This is a genomic window from Arcicella rosea (assembly GCF_014204325.1).
Classification (GTDB): Bacteria; Bacteroidota; Bacteroidia; order Cytophagales; family Spirosomataceae; genus Arcicella; species Arcicella rosea_A.
The window spans coordinates 92,776-110,485 of record NZ_JACHKT010000019.1 but is presented as its reverse complement, the minus strand read 5'-3'; the positions used below and the strand labels follow the sequence as shown (position 1 = coordinate 110,485).

15 protein-coding genes are annotated in these 17,710 nt (G+C 35.1%); 10 read left to right on the top strand and 5 right to left on the bottom strand.

Annotated features, from left to right (window positions below; genetic code table 11):
- Positions 1-112 precede the first annotated feature (112 nt).
- Positions 113-1,117 carry an L-glyceraldehyde 3-phosphate reductase gene (mgrA, locus tag HNP25_RS13575; RefSeq protein WP_184134932.1) on the bottom strand — a complete coding sequence of 335 codons (1,005 nt, stop codon included), beginning with the start codon at positions 1,115-1,117 and terminating at the stop codon, positions 113-115.
- A gap of 816 nt (positions 1,118-1,933) precedes the next feature.
- Between mgrA and ilvD the strand changes: the two genes are divergently transcribed.
- The 3 genes from ilvD to ilvN all read left to right on the top strand — a co-directional run bounded on the left by ilvD (position 1,934) and on the right by ilvN (position 6,080).
- Positions 1,934-3,616, top strand: coding sequence for a dihydroxy-acid dehydratase (ilvD, locus tag HNP25_RS13570; protein ID WP_184134931.1), 1,683 nt, complete (start codon positions 1,934-1,936; stop codon positions 3,614-3,616).
- A 71-nt stretch (positions 3,617-3,687) separates the two neighbouring features.
- Positions 3,688-5,430 (top strand): biosynthetic-type acetolactate synthase large subunit, encoded by a 1,743-nt coding sequence (gene ilvB / locus HNP25_RS13565; protein WP_184134929.1) that lies wholly within the window; start codon positions 3,688-3,690, stop codon positions 5,428-5,430.
- A gap of 119 nt (positions 5,431-5,549) precedes the next feature.
- A complete protein-coding gene (ilvN, locus tag HNP25_RS13560; protein WP_184134927.1) occupies positions 5,550-6,080 on the top strand; it encodes an acetolactate synthase small subunit in 531 nt (176 codons plus the stop codon).
- 98 nt (positions 6,081-6,178) lie between these two features.
- On the opposite strand, the gene feoB is transcribed toward ilvN, so the two are convergent.
- Together feoB and HNP25_RS13550 are read right to left on the bottom strand one after the other, a co-directional pair.
- Positions 6,179-8,299: a ferrous iron transport protein B gene (gene feoB, locus HNP25_RS13555; RefSeq protein ID WP_184134926.1), complete on the bottom strand. Its 2,121-nt coding sequence runs from the start codon at positions 8,297-8,299 to the stop codon at positions 6,179-6,181.
- 156 nt (positions 8,300-8,455) lie between these two features.
- The gene (locus tag HNP25_RS13550) at positions 8,456-8,674 is read right to left on the bottom strand and encodes a FeoA family protein (RefSeq protein ID WP_184134924.1); all 219 of its coding nucleotides are present in this window, start codon (positions 8,672-8,674) and stop codon (positions 8,456-8,458) included.
- Between the two features lie 268 nt (positions 8,675-8,942).
- Between HNP25_RS13550 and HNP25_RS13545 the strand changes: the two genes are divergently transcribed.
- The 7 genes from HNP25_RS13545 (at position 8,943) to HNP25_RS13515 (ending at position 15,862) form a co-directional block, all read left to right on the top strand.
- Positions 8,943-9,608, top strand: coding sequence for a heme exporter protein CcmB (locus HNP25_RS13545; protein WP_184134922.1), 666 nt, complete (start codon positions 8,943-8,945; stop codon positions 9,606-9,608).
- Between the two features lie 361 nt (positions 9,609-9,969).
- Positions 9,970-10,629 carry a cytochrome c biogenesis protein gene (ccsA, locus tag HNP25_RS13540; RefSeq protein ID WP_184134921.1) on the top strand — a complete coding sequence of 220 codons (660 nt, stop codon included), beginning with the start codon at positions 9,970-9,972 and terminating at the stop codon, positions 10,627-10,629.
- A 4-nt stretch (positions 10,630-10,633) separates the two neighbouring features.
- Positions 10,634-10,855, top strand: coding sequence for a CcmD family protein (locus HNP25_RS13535; RefSeq protein WP_184134915.1), 222 nt, complete (start codon positions 10,634-10,636; stop codon positions 10,853-10,855).
- Positions 10,856-10,987: 132 nt separating this feature from the next.
- Positions 10,988-11,425: a cytochrome c maturation protein CcmE domain-containing protein gene (locus HNP25_RS13530; protein WP_184134914.1), complete on the top strand. Its 438-nt coding sequence runs from the start codon at positions 10,988-10,990 to the stop codon at positions 11,423-11,425.
- A gap of 119 nt (positions 11,426-11,544) precedes the next feature.
- The gene (ccsA, locus tag HNP25_RS13525) at positions 11,545-14,118 is read left to right on the top strand and encodes a cytochrome c biogenesis protein CcsA (RefSeq protein ID WP_184134912.1); all 2,574 of its coding nucleotides are present in this window, start codon (positions 11,545-11,547) and stop codon (positions 14,116-14,118) included.
- Between the two features lie 73 nt (positions 14,119-14,191).
- Positions 14,192-14,479, top strand: a complete 288-nt coding sequence (locus HNP25_RS13520; protein ID WP_184134906.1) for a hypothetical protein — start codon at positions 14,192-14,194, stop codon at positions 14,477-14,479.
- Positions 14,480-14,560: 81 nt separating this feature from the next.
- On the top strand, positions 14,561-15,862 hold the full coding sequence (locus HNP25_RS13515) for a hemolysin family protein (RefSeq protein WP_184134905.1): 1,302 nt from the start codon (positions 14,561-14,563) through the stop codon (positions 15,860-15,862).
- A gap of 7 nt (positions 15,863-15,869) precedes the next feature.
- Here HNP25_RS13515 and HNP25_RS13510 read toward each other — a convergent pair whose 3' ends face one another.
- Both HNP25_RS13510 and HNP25_RS13505 read right to left on the bottom strand, forming a co-directional pair.
- Positions 15,870-17,120 carry a chorismate-binding protein gene (locus HNP25_RS13510; RefSeq protein WP_184134903.1) on the bottom strand — a complete coding sequence of 417 codons (1,251 nt, stop codon included), beginning with the start codon at positions 17,118-17,120 and terminating at the stop codon, positions 15,870-15,872.
- A gap of 144 nt (positions 17,121-17,264) precedes the next feature.
- Positions 17,265-17,687, bottom strand: coding sequence for a hotdog fold thioesterase (locus tag HNP25_RS13505; protein WP_184134902.1), 423 nt, complete (start codon positions 17,685-17,687; stop codon positions 17,265-17,267).
- Between the last annotated feature and the right edge of the window lie 23 nt (positions 17,688-17,710).

Genomic DNA, 17,710 nt, shown 5'->3' with positions numbered 1-17,710 from the left:
ATGAAGTTGCAAAGCAACCTCTCCTTCAAGAATAGCAAATATAAAAATAATTATAATCAAATAATAGGATTTTAAGACAGTACCTCAAAGCTCATGGCTCATGGCTTAAAAGCTACTTCAAAATCTCTTCAATCTTGGTTAATTCTTCTTGGCTGAAATTTTTATTTTTCAAGCAATCTAAAGAATCTAATAATTGTGAAACTCTACTTGCACCAATTAACACCGAAGTAACTCTTGCATCTTTTAATAACCAAGCCAAAGCCATTTGTGCCAAAGATTGTCCACGTTCCAAAGCAATTGCGTTGAGTTTTTCTAATTTAACAATTACTTCTGGCGTCACTTGACTGGTCTGTAAAAAGCCATGTGCTTTAGAAGCTCTCGAATCACTTGGAATTCCTTTTAAATATTTGTCGGTTAAAAGTCCTTGAGCCAAAGGGGAAAAAGGAATACAACCCACGCCTTCACGACCGAGTACATCTAATAAGCCACCTTCAACCCAGCGTTCAAACATCGAATATTTAGGTTGGTGAATTAAACAAGGAGTACCTAATCTATTCAGAATGGCGATGGCTTTTTCAGCTTCTTCTGCTTGATAATTAGAAATACCAACATACAAAGCTTTTCCTTGTCTCACGATTAAGTCTAAAGCCGCCATAGTTTCTTCCAGTGGCGTATTTGGGTCTGGACGGTGATGATAAAAAATATCCACATAGTCTAAACCCATGCGTTTTAAACTTTGGTCGAGACTAGACACCAAGTATTTTTTTGAACCCCAATCGCCGTAAGGCCCAGGCCACATTAAGTAACCCGCTTTGGTAGAAATTACAAGTTCATCACGATAAGGAATGAAGTCTTTTTTCATGATTACGCCAAAATTCTCTTCGGCAGAACCTGGAGGCGGGCCATAATTATTGGCTAAATCGAAATGCGTTACGCCATTATCGAAAGCTGTTTGAAGAATAGCACGGTAGTTTTCAAAGACATCAACACCACCGAAATTATGCCATAAACCTAAAGAAATAGCAGGTAATTGTAAGCCACTATTGCCACAACGGCGAAATTCCATCGGTCGGCTACCCGTTTGGTCGTATCGAGCAGGATTTGCAAGGTAAGTCATTATAAATAAAATTCAGGGGAGTTTTGAAATCGTTTATATATTGTTGAAATAATGCTTGGTTGTTTTGTAAATCGCTTTCAAATGAAAACATAAATGAGCTGTATTCATATTATACAAATGTAATATAAATAGCCATGTACTTTGATAGGCTTTGTCATTGTTTATTTAGATTTCTAAAGGTTAAGAAATAGCGAATCATTGCTGTTACTTTCTTCTTTTTGTCTTTAAATATTAAAGTACTAAAATCAGACACTGAAATTTATTGCCTATTTTTCATTTAGCGAAATTTCGCTAAATGAAAAATAGGCAATTTAGATAAAAATATTTTCTCTGGAATCTTAAAAGTTTTGCAAAATAAAACCTAATAATTTTAACTATTTAAAGAATTATCTTTTGAAGCGAAAGGTTTATTCAGAAAATAATAATTGGTATAAGTATTTATTACTAAAATATTATTTGGTGTTTCTTTGGAATTAAGAAATTAACTCCTGTATATTTGTCAAGTAAACAAAGAAGCAATAGCGAAATTTCGCTAGAAAAAAATTCTAAGAAAAGATGTTCAGACAAATTATCAATATCGTCCTAGTGGTTATTCTACTCCCCAAACAGGTGTGAGACGGTTTGATATTTTTACTATACCAAGACCTTTCTCACACCGGAGAAAGGTCTTTTGTTTAAAAGGATTTTCATTCTTAGAAAAGTGTAAAAAAAGCGGATAAAGTACAAATCTCATTTTTGATAAAATAATTTAACCAAGTAATCATGTTACAATTTAGTGAAAACACTAAATGCTGATTCAAAACATTTCAATTCAAGATGTCACAAGAACTAAACAAATTCTCAAGAACCCTTACACAAGAAGTAACAAACCCAGCAGCAAAAGCAATGCTTTACGGCATTGGCTTAACTACTGAAGATATGCAAAAAGCTCAGATTGGTATTGCCAGTACGGGTTATGAAGGAAATACTTGTAACATGCACCTCAATGGTTTATCGGTTCATGTGAAAAAAGGAATCCAAGAAAATGGCATGGTAGGTTTGATTTTTCATACAATTGGGGTTTCTGATGGGATGACGAATGGAAACAATGGGATGTCTTATTCATTGCCTTCTCGTGATTTAATTGCTGATTCAATCGAAAACGTAGTAGGAGCACAATGGTACGATGGCGTAATTGCCGTAGTAGGTTGCGATAAAAATATGCCTGGTGCAATGATGGCAATCGCTCGCTTGAACCGCCCAGCAATGTTAGTGTATGGTGGAACAATTCGTTCTGGAGAATACAAAGGACAAAAATTAGACATTGTTTCGGCTTTTGAAGCTTTAGGAAAGAAATTCGCAGGCAATATTTCTGATGAAGATTATGAAGGCGTAATTAAAAATGCGATTCCGGGTGCTGGTGCTTGTGGCGGTATGTACACGGCTAATACAATGGCATCTTCAATGGAAGCAATGGGCTTAACTTTACCAAACTCTTCATCATATCCAGCTACTCACGAAGGCAAAAAAGCTGAGTGTTTAGCCATTGGTGCAGCGATGAAAAACTTGTTGGAGAAAAACATTTGCCCTCGTGATATTATGACTCGTAAAGCATTTGAAAATGCAATGACTGTTGTAATTGCATTGGGTGGTTCTACGAATGCAGTACTTCATTACTTGGCCATTGCTCGTGCCGCAGAAGTTGATTTTACTTTGAAAGATATTCAAGATATTTCAGACCGTACTCCACTCATCGCCGACTTGAAGCCTTCTGGAAAATATTATATGGAAGATATGTTGGCAATTGGTGGTGTTCCTGCTGTAATGAAATATTTATTACAAGAAGGTTTATTGCATGGTGATTGTATGACGATTACGGGCAAAACAATTGCTGAAAATTTAGCTGAAATTCCTGAAATTAATTTTGAAACTCAGAAGATTATCAAGCCTTTAACAGAGCCTATCAAAGCGACTGGTCACTTACAAATCTTATATGGCAATTTAGCCACTGGTGGTGCATTAGCAAAAATCACAGGAAAAGAAGGTGAAAAATTTGAAGGTGTAGCCAAAGTATGTGAAAATGAAGAAGAAGTAATTGAATACTTAAAGAAAGGTGAAATCGTAGAAGGACAAGTAGTTGTAATTCGTAACGAAGGACCAAAAGGAGGTCCAGGAATGCCAGAAATGTTGAAACCTACTTCAGCTGTAATGGGTGCAGGTTTAGGAAATAAAGTAGCGATGATTACCGATGGACGTTTCTCAGGCGGTACACATGGTTTCGTCGTTGGACACGTTACGCCAGAAGCTCAAGTAGGTGGCAATATCGGTTTAGTAAAAGACGGAGATTTGATTACGATTGATGCTGTAAATAACATTCTTCATGTACATGTTTCTGACGAAGAATTAGCAGAAAGACGTAAGCTTTGGAAACCAATCGAGTCACCATTTAAGCAAGGAGTATTGCGTAAATATGTGAAAAATGTTTCATCAGCAAGCGAAGGTTGTGTGACGGATTTGTAGGAATCTTGTTAAGCTTTAAATGAACAAAACCACAAAAGATATTTATTCATCAAAAATAAATAATGTTAACCATGGAAAACTCACAAACCATGACCGTAGAGGAAAAGAAAGCTGAACCTGCTAAGTTTTTGACAGGAGCACAAGCAATCATGCAATGCTTGGTTGAAAATAATGTAAAAACCATTTTTGGTTATCCGGGTGGTGCAATCATGCCAACGTATGATGCCCTCTACGATTATCAAGATAGAATCAAACATATTCTTGTCCGTCATGAACAAGGTGCTGGTCACGCAGCTCAAGGTTTTGCTCGTATGACGGGTCGTGCTGGGGTTGCCATGGTAACTTCTGGCCCAGGAGCAACTAACTTAATGACACCTATTGCTGATGCCTTATTAGACTCAACACCGATGGTTTGTTTAGTTGGACAAGTAAAAGCGAATTTGTTAGGAACTGATGCTTTCCAAGAATGTGATATCATCGGAATGTCGATGCCAGTAACGAAATGGAACTACCAAATTACTGACCCTAACGAAATTCCTGAGGCAATGGCGAAAGCTTTTTATATTGCTGAGTCTGGTCGTCCGGGTCCTGTTTTGTTAGACATTACTCGTACTGCACAAGCAGATTTGATGACGATTCCCTTTGAATACAAACCTTGTACTGAAATTGTAAGTTATCGTCCTCGACTTACTCCGAAACAAGAGCAAGTAGAAGCGGCAGCTAAATTGATTAATTCGGCACAAAAGCCATATATTTTTGCAGGTCACGGGATTATAATTGCAAATGCCCAGCAAGAATTTGATGATTTTGTTCGTAAAACGGATATTCCTGTAGCTACAACATTATTGGGTATGTCGGCTTTACCATCAGACCATCCGAATTATATTGGTTGGTTGGGTATGCACGGTAACTATGGAGCAAACGTGTTAACGGATGAAGCAGATTTAATCATTGCAATAGGTATGCGTTTTGATGACCGTGTTACGGGCGATTTATCAAAATTCATCAAGCAGGCAAAAGTTGTTCATATTGATATTGACCCAGCGGAAATTAATAAAAATGTCTTTGCTGATGCACCAGTAATTGGTGATGCCAAGCAAGTTTTAAAAGCGTTATTACCTTTAGTAAAAGAGCGTAAACACGAAACATGGAAAGCTGAGTTTAAGAAGTACGACGAAGCAGAATTTGAAAAGATTACAAAGCGTGACGTATTCCATGATGGTGATAAAATCAGAATGGGAGAGGCTGTTACGATGCTTTCTAATAAAACTAAAGGTGAAGCGGTAACTGTTACGGATGTTGGTCAACACCAAATGGTAACAAACCGTTATTATCAATATAATACTTGGAATTCATTGGTTACTTCAGGTGGAGCAGGCACAATGGGATTTGCTTTACCAGCAGCATTTGGTGCAAAAGTTGGTGCACCAGACCGTGAAGTAATTGCCATAATCGGTGATGGTGGTTTCCAAATGACACTTCAAGAATTAGGAACAATCGCACAAAGTGGTTTGCCTGTAAAGATTATTATCCTGAATAATAATTTCTTAGGAATGGTTCGCCAATGGCAACAATTGTTTTTTGAAAAACGCTACTCTTTCGTTGAATTACAAAATCCTGACTTTATTACCATTGCAAAAGGTTTTGGTATTGCTGGACACACCGTGAGCGATAGAGCAAATTTATCAGATTCTTTAGATATTTTGTTGGCATCAGATAAGCCTTATTTGTTGGAAATTGTTTGTGAAAAAGAAGAAAATGTTTTCCCAATGGTTCCAGCAGGAGCAAGTGTTTCGGCAATTAGACTAGAGTAAATTTATTGAGTGAATGAAAGATTTGTGATTGAGTGATTTTTAATCGGTCAATTACTTCTTTTCAGATTACTCTTATCATGTTTATTCGATTGGCTAAAATCTAAATTCAGAAGTTAAAAATGACAACATACACATTATCCGTTTTTACAACCAATACCATTGGTTTGTTGAATCGAATTACCATTATTTTTACAAGGAGAAGATTAAATATTGAATCCTTGAATGTTTGTGAAACCGAACGTAAAGGTGTTTCAAGATTTACGATTGTAATTCGCCACGAAAGCCGTGAGGCTGTTGAAAAATTGGTTCGTCAGATTCGTAAAGTAGTTGACGTATTAGCAGTTTTTGGTTATTTAGACCATGAAATTGTTTTCAACGAAATCGCCCTTTTCAAATTGGCAACGCCATTGGGTGGTTCGCCTTTGAACATCAAAGAAATCAACCTCGATTGGAATGCGAAAGTAGTTCACTGGGGACTTGACTACGTGGTGATTGAAAAGAACGGTACAGAAACAGAAATCGCAGAATTTTATCAGTACATGAAAAACTGGGAAATTTTAGAATACCTCAAATCAGGAAGAGTAGCCGTTGGTAAAACTGAAAAAGGGTTGGTAGAGTATCTCCCTGAACATGAATGGGAAATTGTTTAAAGTATTGAGTGTTTTATGATTATTTATTTTAATCTTACAGCAAAGAGCCTACCTTCAATTAAAAAGGTAGGCTCTTTGTTGTAAGATTGTTAGCAGTATTATTTCAATACTTGATACACGATAAATGCTGAAATATAAGCCAAACCAGTCATATAAAATAATTGAATGGCTGGGTATTTCCAAGATTTTGTTTCTCGATAAGTAACTGCCAGAGTACTCATACACTGCATCGCAAAAGCATAGAAAATCAATAAAGAAAACCCTAATGCAGTATCATACATTGGCTTACCAGTTGCAGGATTAATTTCTGCACGCATTCTGTTCATCACCGTCGAATTTTCATCATCCACTTCTCCGCCTAAACTATAAATAGTTGACATCGTTCCAACGAATACTTCACGGGCAGCAAAAGAAGTAATTAGAGCAATCCCGATTTTCCAATCATATCCTAAAGGTTTGATTGCAGGTTCAATTACTTTTCCAAATACACCTGCATAAGAGTTTTCTAATTTCTGGGAAGCTATCTTATTGTCTAATTCAATCCCAGAAAGTGTTGGGTTTTCTGCTTTTACTTTAATTTCTGCTTGTTCAATTGCATCTCCAGGGCCATAACTTGCTAAAACCCATAATACAATTGAAATGGCTACGATGATTTTACCTGCTTCAAACACGAATGCTTTAGTGGAATTTAAAATCGTAATGGCAACGTGTGAAAATCTTGGTCCTTTATAAGAAGGTAATTCCATGATGAAATAACTTCTTTCTTGTACTTTTAATAACAACTTCATAATCCAAGCCGAGAACAAAGCCACAAAGAAACCCAATAAATATAAAGCAAAAAGAGCTACTCCTTGTAAATTGAAGATACCAAATAATGAGCTTGTTTCTGGTACAACCAAAGCGATTAATACCGTGTAAATCGGTAAGCGTGCAGAACAAGACATCAAAGGCGTTACCATAATGGTAATCAGTCGGTCTTTCCAAGAACTGATGCTTCTGGTACTCATAATGGCTGGTACTGCACAAGCAATACTAGAAATTAAAGGCACGACAGATTTTCCACTCAAACCAAATCGACGCATCAATTTATCCATGATAAACATTACTCTTGACATATATCCTGTTTCTTCTAACAAGGAAATAAACAAGAATAAAAAGGCAATCTGAGGAATGAAAATTAATACACCGCCAATACCAGAAATCAAACCATCGGTGAGTAAATCTGTTAATTTTGAATCGGGAAGTTGTGTTTTGAGGAATTCATTCAATGAAGCTATTCCACCGTCAATCAAATCCATTGGATAAGTTGCCCAAGTGAAAATTGCTTGAAAAACGATAAACAAAATACCTAAGAAAATAAAATAACCCCAGAAACGATGTAAGAAAATTTTATCAAGTCGGTCTGTCCAAGTATTTACTGGTTCTTCTTCAACAGGCATTTCATGCAAACAATTATCCACAATTTCATTCAATTGTGCATATCTTGCCATGGTTTCTTTCGATTGTGCTTCTTGTGTTATCCAACCGTACTTTTCTTGAAGTGCATCAAAACCTACTCTTTGTTGGGTATTGAACTGTCGTAAATTGTCATGTTCCGAAAGCCAAAGTAAAGCATGATAATCGTCGGTATCGCCATATTTTTCTTTGATTTCCTCTACCAATTCTTTAGAATAAGACATCGGAAGTGAATCGTTAGAATTATAGCCAGATGCTAAAGTTTTATTGACTGCCAAACGCAAACCGTTTAATCCAATACCTTTTTTTGCATTAACCTCTGCAATTTCAACATTCAGTTCACGAGCTAGTTTCACAGAATTGATAACAACACCTTGATTTTCTGCAACATCAATCATGTTTAATGCCAATACCGTTGGAATCCCTAAGTCACGTACTTGGCTGAATAGTAGTAAGTTACGTTTTAGGTTGGAAGCGTCAGCAACAACAATGGCTAAATCTGGATAGTCGGGATGTTTTGGGTTGGCTAGAATGTTGATTACAACTTGTTCATCCATTGATTTTGGATAAATACTGTAGATGCCGGGTAAATCCAGAATTTCGGCTTCATCCCCAGTTTCTAATTTCCACTTACCAATGAGTTTGTCCATCGTTACTCCAGGGAAATTTCCTGTTTTCTGACGAAGCCCAGTTAGTGAGTTAAATAACGATGATTTCCCAGCGTTTGGATTACCGATGAGAGCTATTTTTGGAGATTTTTTCAATTTTTTAAATTAATTAACGGCAATTTCTTGAGAGCATCCTTTTTATAAAGAAGCTTTAAAATTAAGTAATTGAATAACATCAAATGTCATTTTTACTTTTTGACAAGTTGTTTTTATCAAGAAAATACAAATATCATCAAATTGTTTAATTACTTTTTAGGCAACTACAATCGTTGAGGCTTCATTTAACCTCATAGAAAGTACATAGCCCGAAACTTTTACTGCGATAGGGTCTCCGAAAGGGGCAATGTGTGTCATGGTGACTTGAGTACCCGGTAAGCAACCCATTTCAAGTAATTTCAACGATAAACCTTGGTCTGTGAAATTTACAATAACTCCTCTTTCTCCTATTTTTAAATCTGCAATGGTTTTCATGGGCTTTGTTTTCATCAGTAAAAAACTGAATAAATACTCAAATGATATAATCGGAATCGAACAGTTAGTCTTACCTCTTTAAAATTGATTTATTTAGACTTATTCTAAAACAAATGCAAATTAACAAAGAGTTCCTTCATTAGAAACAATTAATGACTAAAATCATTTTGGAATATCAAAATATTATTTTGTTTCGTGACCAAGCGTTTTGTTTGTGTCGTAACTTTGCAAAAAAATACAGAAAGTAGGCATTTGCCTATTCCCGAGAATGTTTAAAGAGATTAAGGCTTTAATAGAAAAAGAAATTACGCTTGAACTAAGACAGAAATATGCCTTAAACGGCATGTTACTCTATATTGTTAGTACAGTGTATGTTTGTTATTTATCTTTTCGAATGAAAGCCAATCAGATTGATAAAATTACGTGGAATACGCTCTTTTGGATTATTTTATTATTCACTGCAATGAATGCCATTGCTAAAAGTTTTACACAAGAGCGTTACGGAAGGCTTTTGTATTATTATACTTTGGCGAGTCCTGTCGGAATTATTCTTTCAAAAATTGTTTATAATACACTTTTGATGTTAGTGTTGGCTTTGGCAGGTTTTGGAGTATATGCAGTAGTGATGGGAAATCCAGTAGGAGATATGCCTTTGTATTTAGCAAGTATTGTGTTGGGGGCAGTTGGTTTTGCAAGTACGCTTACAATGATTGCTGGAATTGCTTCAAAAGCTGAAAATAGTGCTACTTTGATGGCAATCCTTAGTTTTCCAGTTATTCTACCAATGCTTTTAATGTTATTGAAAATATCAAAAAATGCTTTGGATGGGCTGGATAGGGCGAGTAGTTTAGATGAAGTATTCATGCTTTTGGCAATAGATGCCATCGTACTTGTTTTGAGTGTGATTCTTTTCCCTTTTTTGTGGAGAAGTTAGTTTTTGGGAGACTTTAGGATTTTGGACTTTAGGACTTTAGGACTTTAGGATTTTTAGACTTTAGGACTTTAGGACGAAAGAGGCAAGATAAAAGATTTTGGATTTTAGGATGGAAGATGTAAGATTTTAGAATTTAAGTGTTTAGAGAAATGAAGTGAGATTAAAGATTATAGTTTAGCAGTAGGAGAAGTTTTTTTACTTTGAAGATTTATACAATTGAAATTAAAAAATGGTGATTGAAGAGTTGTAGAATTATTCTTAAAATTCAATTCAATCAGAAATAAATAGTAGTAAGCTGGGTGCTAAAATAGGAGGGAATTAATATTCACTCATTCACAATTCACTCAATCACAAATAAATAATGAAACAAAACTGGTATAAAATTTTGGCCGTAGTGCTATTGGCTTATGTAGTAATTTGGGGTTTTCTGGGTAGAATACCTAGCCAACCGATACTTCACGAAACTGCTCGTAATTTGTATTTCCATGTACCGATGTGGTTTTCGATGTTTGCCATGCTAAGTGTTTCGGTATGGAATTCAATCCAATATCTTCGTAATCCACTTATTAGTTTTGATGACAAAGCTTCTGAATATGCCAATACGGGCATTGTTTTTGGAATTGTTGGGATTGCAACAGGAAGTATTTGGGCAAGATATACTTGGGGAACTTGGTGGACAAACGATGTGAAACTGAATGGTGCAGCAATTGGTTTATTAATTTATTTTGCCTACGTTATTCTTAGAGGTTCTTTTACAGATGAACAGCAAAGGGCAAGAATTTCAGCGATTTATAACATCTTTGCAGTTGCTTTGTTGATACCATTATTGATTATTTTACCAAGAATGACCGATTCGCTTCATCCAGGAAATGGTGGAAATCCAGGTTTTAAACCAATGGATACTGAACATACGATGAGAATCGTTTTTTATCCTGCCTGTATCGGTTGGATTTGTTTAGCTTTCTGGATTACCAGCCTTCGTTTAAGAATAAGAACATTGATAGCATTGAATCAAGATTAAAAATATGAAAAAGACACTTTCGTTAATCATTTGCTTACTTATTTCGGTAAGCCTTTTTGCCCAAGATAATGCCGCTGGTGAACCAGAAATGGCTGATAAATTATTTGCTGATGGTAGAATTTATGTAGTCGTAGCAGTTGTTGCAACCATTTTCGCTGGAATCATCGTTTACTTAATAAACCTTGATAGTAAGATTTCTAAATTAGAAAAACAATTAAAAAAATAAGGTGATTGGTGATTAGTAATTGGTGATTAGTGTTTTTGTAAAGCCTAAAATTTTAGAGGAAGAACAAAGTACATATTCTCCATTTTTCTAAAAAACAAATAGCTAATCACCAATCACTAATCACTAAAAAATATGAAAAAGACGCATATCATCGGACTAATTATAATTGCTATTGCTGTAGCAATTCTTGTTTCAACAGGTACTGAAGCAAGTACTTATGTTGATTTTTCTGTTGCTGAAAACATGGCAAAAACTGGCGATAAAGACCAAGTTCATGTAGTTGGTAAATTGAAAAAAGATGCAACTGGAAATATTCAAGATTTGGTTTATAATCCAACACTTGATGCCAATCACTTAGAATTTATGCTTATTGATAACAATGGGCGTGAACAAAAAGTAGTTTACAATGCTCCGAAACCACAAGATATGGGCAGAGCAGAACAAATGGTTATCATTGGTAACATGGATGGAAATGTTTTTAAGTGTGAAAAAATCTTGCTTAAATGCCCTTCAAAATATCAAGATGGTAAAGTAGAATTTAAAGAAGCAAAACCAGAAAAGCAGTCATAATCTTTATAATTTGTATAGGAAGCCATCGAATATTATGATAGCTTTTTATTAACGATTTTGGAAAGAATATTTCGGCTTTAAAAATCCGAAACCCGAAATCCGAAGTCCCCAATCCCTTTATGTTACATACAACCATCGGAAATATTGGTCACTTGTTTATTATTTTGTCGTTTGTGGCATCATTAATTTCAACATTTGGCTACTTCAAATCGGTACAAACCACTGATTTATTAGAACAAGCTTCTTGGAAACGTTTTTCTCGTTTTGCATTTTATATACACGGAGCCGCTGTTATCGGGATTATTTCAGTACTGTACACTATTATTTACAAGCATTATTTTGAATACCACTATGCTTGGTCACACTCTTCAAAAGCATTACCTGTTTATTATATTATTTCCTGTTTTTGGGAAGGGCAAGAAGGTAGTTTCTTGCTTTGGATATTCTGGCATGCCGTTTTAGGAATTGTATTAATCAATACCAATAAACATTGGGAAGCACCAGTAATGGCAATTTTTGGTGCTGTACAAGTGTTTTTGTGTTCAATGATTTTGGGAGTAGTATTGCCCGTAATTGATTTGAAAATTGGCTCATCACCATTTTTATTAATGCGTGAAGCCATGCCAGATTTGCCAGTTTGGGCAATGAAACCAGATTTCGTTCCTGAAGATGGTAATGGCTTAAATCCATTACTTCAAAACTATTGGATGGTTATACACCCACCAACCTTATTTCTAGGTTTTGCAACTACTTTAATTCCATTTGCTTATGCTATTGCAGGGCTTTGGAGAAAAGAATTTAGTTCATGGATTCGTCCAGCTTTGCCTTGGGCACTGGTTTCTGCTTTAGTATTGGGCGTTGGTATTATCATGGGGGGGTACTGGGCTTATGAAACGCTAAACTTTGGTGGATATTGGAACTGGGATCCAGTTGAAAATGCTTCATTTGTGCCTTGGTTAGTATTAGTAGCGGCAATTCACTGCATGATTATTTATAAAAATAATGAAGCAGCTTTGCGTACTTCATACATTTTAGTGATTGCTACTTTTGTATTGGTTCTTTACTCTACTTTCTTGAATAGAAGTGGAATTTTAGGGGAAGCATCTGTACACTCATTTACTGATTTAGGGCTTTCTGGTCAGTTATTGATTTACATGTTATTTTTCTTGTTTGTTGCCATTGTCTTATTGGTAATTCGTTGGAAAGATATTCCATCGGACGAAAAAGAAGTATCAACTTATAGTCGTGAATTCTGGATTTTTATGGGAGCAACCACCCTCTGCTTGTCGTCTTTCCAGATTATTGCTGCTACTTCATTGCCAGTTTATAATAAAATTGTTGAAGGACTAGGCTTTGTTTCAAAATTAGCACCACCAGCCGATGCCCCAACTTATTATTCTAAATTTCAATTATGGTTTGGTGTAGGAATCGCCATTTTCTCTGGAATTGGACAATCATTTTGGTGGAGAAAAATCAAAAAAGAAACCCTTAGCAAACATTTATTAACACCACTTTTGTTAAGCTTAATTTTAACATTTGTAGCGATTTTCTTTACAACAAAAGCACAAGTAGGTGATTTTTTCGGTACGCCAACTTATATTATTTTGTTGTTTGCTGGAATCTTCTCAATCATTACGAACGGTGCTATTTTGCTAGATATTTTTAAAGGAAATTATAAATTATCAGGCGGAGCCGTTACGCATATTGGTGTAGCAATGATGCTTCTTGGTATTTTGTTTTCTTCGGGTTATTCAAAAGTCGTTTCAATCAATAATAGTGGTTTTGCGATTTCTGAAAAAGATGAAGCTTTCACGAAAGACAACGATAAAGAGAATAAAGAAAACGTAATTCTTTGGTTGAATACACCTTCTGAAATGAGTGATTACACCCTTACTTACAAAGGAGTAAGAGTAGAAGGAAGAGAATTGCCAGAATATCTTCATCCAAAACAAGTAGAATTGATTGAAAATGATTTCCACGCAGTAGCTTTGGAAGACATCGTTCAGCAAGGAAAAAAATATTATTCAGCAGGTGATACTTTACCAGTTTTTCCAGAAAACAAATTCTATGAAATTGATTTCAGAGATAAAGAAGGAAAAATAACGACGCTTTTCCCAAGATTTCAGATTAATAAAAAAATGGGAAATGCACCATCTCCAGCGTTAAAACATACCATTGGTGGTGACCTTTATACTTATGTTGCTTTAGCACCAAATTTGGAAGAAAAGGAGTGGAGTAAAACCGAAAACTTTACGGTAGCGTTGAAAGACACTTTCTTCTTGAACGACTATGTAGCAGTTTTAGACCAAGTAAAGCGTGTTGATACTTACGAAGGAAAGCCACTAGGACCAAACGATGCTGCAGTACAAGCAACGATAAAAGTAATGGGCAAAGATTTCAGACCTTACGAAGTAAATCCAATTTTTGTGATTAAAGAAGGTTTGGTAGCCATGCCAGCGATTGAAAATGACGAAATTGGCGTAAGAGCTAAATTTACTAATATTGACCCTAAAACTGGTCAGTTTGGTTTTGCAATCAATACGACTCAAAGAGATTTTATCATCTTAAAAGCCATTCAGAAACCATTAATCAATTTACTTTGGTTAGGAACTTTGGTATTAATTGTTGGTTTTGTAATGGCAATCATCAGAAGATACAGAGAATTCAAATTGATGAGAGATAAAGGTTTTTAAGGAAAGATTATAAGCGTTTTGGTATTAAACAAAACGCTTATAATTATTTTAAAGCTTAAAATGTAAGATTATCATGAGTAAAAAAGAAATACTTCTTCTATTTGCAGCCATTGGTTTTATCATCATGTGGATTTTAGATTTACGTGCAGGTTTACCAGCTGGGCTAGAACCTACCTTTTGGAATAAGATATTTTATCATTATTCATTCCTAATGTTTGCCATGGTTTGTTTGTTTTACTTTCAATATTCTAAACAAATTCGTTTGAAAAAAGAAGAGAAAGAAGCAGAAAACAAACCTGTCGAAACAGCAAAAGACGATAAACAAGCTCAAAGAAAGGCTTTATTGAAAGGGAAAAAGTAAGTGATTTTAAAGATTTCTTTCTATATTTGAGAAAGAAACAACAATTTTGTTAGGCAAATCTCTAAGCTCCTAACCCAAAATATGGACTCCCAACAAGCACTAAGTATAATAATCGCCATTATCGCCTCGGCATTTTTTTCAGGTGTAGAAATGGCTTTTGTATCTGCCAATAAACTTTATTTTGAACTCCAAGCCAAACAAGGAGTAATTACAGGGCAGATAATTTCTAATTATCTAAAAAATCCTTCAAAATTTATCGGAACGATGCTCATCGGAAATACACTTTCCTTGGTAGCTTACGGTATTTTTATGGAAGGATATTTGCATCATGAAATAGAAGCGTATTTGCCAATTTCGGGTATTGCTGCTGGTCTAATCGCTTCTTTTATTGGTACAGTTATCATTTTAGCAACTTCTGAATTTACGCCTAAAAGTATTTTTTTATTGAATCCCGATGGCTTTTTAGAAGTATTGGCAATCCCTATTCTGATTGTTTATACTTTGATGTACCCATTAGTTTGGGCAATTGTTGGTTTGTCTAAATGGTTTATTAACAATATTTTACGATTAGAATATTCAGAAGAAAGACCTGCTTTTGGTTTGACAGATTTGAACAATTATCTTCAAAATCTTAACCGCAAAACATCTACAGAAGAAGAAGCAGAGGTTGATACTAAAATCTTCAATAATGCACTTGAATTCAAGCAAGTCCGTGTCCGTGATTGTATGATTCCAAGAACAGATATTGTGGGTGTGGATATTGAAGGTGGTATCGAGGAATTGAAAAAAGTATTTGTAGAAAGTGGTCATTCAAGAGTACTGATTTACAAAGAAACAATGGAGGACGTTTTAGGATATTGTCATTCTTTGGCTTTATTCAAAAAACCCAAAGAGATTCAGGGCATTTTAACGCCTATTCCAATTGTGCCTGAAGCAATGCCTGCGAAAGATTTATTATTCCGTTTTTCTAAAGAACATAAATCGCTTGCTTTAGTGGTTGATGAGTTTGGAAGTACCGCAGGTTTAGTAAGTATGGAAGATGTAATGGAGCAGATTTTTGGTGAAATTGAGGATGAATACGACGACAATGAAAATCTTACCGAAAAACGACTTGAAGATAAAACGTATTTACTTTCTGCAAGATTAGAAATTGATTATTTGAATGATAAATATGACTGGAACCTTCCAGAAGGTGATTATGATACTTTAGGTGGTATGATTATCAGTATTAATGAAGATATTCCAGAAATTAATGAAACGATTATTTTTCATCCATTTAATTTCCAAATTATTGAAATGACGGATGCTAGAATTGATATTGTAAAATTGATGATAATTGGTGACATCGAAAAAAAATCAGAGTCTTACACGATGAAACACTAGGCTGATTTTACAGAATTATATTGATTAAAGTCTGACTTTTCATTTCTGTTTCATACCATTCTTTTACTGGGTTAGAATCAGCAGTAATGCCACAACCTGCAAAAAAAGTAGCATGATTGCCTTGAATTTTTACCGTTCTTAGGTTTACAAATAAATAACTTTCATCTTGAACGTTTACTGGGCCTAGAAAACCGCTGTAAAACTCTCTATTGTGTAATTCTGTTTCGGCAATCAAACGCAAAGCTGCATTTTTAGGCATTCCACAAACTGCTGAAGTTGGATGCAGTAATTCAAGCATTACTGTTCCTAATTGAGGAAAATTAAGTGCTTTTGTATCAACTTTAAAGTCGGTTCGCAAGTGCATCAAATTACCTGCTTGCACTGTTTTTGGTCCACTTTCGCAGTATTCCCTCAAACGAATTTTCTTGAAACATTCAATAACGTATCTACTCACAAAAGCCTGTTCTTCAATTTCTTTATGCGACCAGCGAATACTGATTGGCGAAAGCATTTCACCATTATCGCCAATGGCAGACTGAGTACCAGCTAAAGACATCGTTTTGAAAATGCCTTGTGCATCTACACTAACCAAGGTTTCTGGTGTTGCTCCAAGCCAAATCGCTTCAAATTCTGGTAAATATACCAAAGAAACAAAAGCATTTGGATAAGCCTTGCATAGTTTCTGGAAAGCATCAATTACTTCAAAACTTTCGGGTAAAGTAACATTTTTTGTTCTTGATAAAACTACTTTTTGCATTTCACCATTTTCAATGGCAATAATGGCTTTTGAAACCATTTCTGCAAAAATCATTTCATTATATAATCCACCATCCCATTTTTCTAAAGTACTTTCTGAAATGTGAACTTGTTGGTTTTTGATATTATTTTTTGTCGGAGAATTTACTTTATCTTCTTCCGAGTAATCTAAATATTTTCGTTCAAACACTTCTGCTTCAAGAGTTTTACCTTTGATAGCATCTTCAACTTCATGATTATTCGTATCAAAACGATAGTATAAATCACCTCTAAGGAATAGTGATTCTCCCTGAAAAGGACTCATTACAAAGCCAGCAGGTAATTCATCTAAATCTATTTTTGTGCGTTGAGTACTTCCAGAAAGATCAATGATTAATTGTTTTTCAGTAGATTGTGGCAACTGCCAAAGTGCCAAAGGAAAACCCTCTGAAAAAGCAATTTGCGAGAGTCTTTCTAGTTTATGTGTTTGTTGTGAAATATGAAATTCCGAAGTCGGGGTCATATCCTGAAGTGTTTAGTAATTTATAAAGGATTATAAAATTAACATCTTGTGTATTAATGCGGTTTCAGAAAATTTTAATTTTTTTCTAAATCTTTCTAAGTCTTTGAATGTTAAAAGTTTAAGTTTTTTGAAATTTAACATTAACTATTTTTTATCAATAATTGCAGTGGTTAATCTGCTGGCACAAACCAAATCACCTTTTTCATCGGTTATTTTAATGTCCCAAACATGGATTTTTCTGCCAATTTTTAAGGGATAACATTTCGCATAAACGAAGCCTTCACGAGCTGATTTTAAGTGATTAGCATTGATTTCAATGCCTACTGCGGCTTGAGTTTCAATGTTTTCTAGCATCATCCAAGAAGCAATACTTCCCAAAGATTCAGCCAATACTACAGAGGCTCCGCCATGAAGTAAGCCCATCGGTTGCTTAGTACGTTCATCTACTGGCATTTTAGCAGCAATATAAGTATTGGTTATTTCAGTGAATTCTATTCCTAAAAGCCCAACCATATTGCCTTTGCTTCTTTCATTAAGATCTTCGAGTGTATAGGATGTTTTTATCATGTTGATGATTTGATTTATGCTCA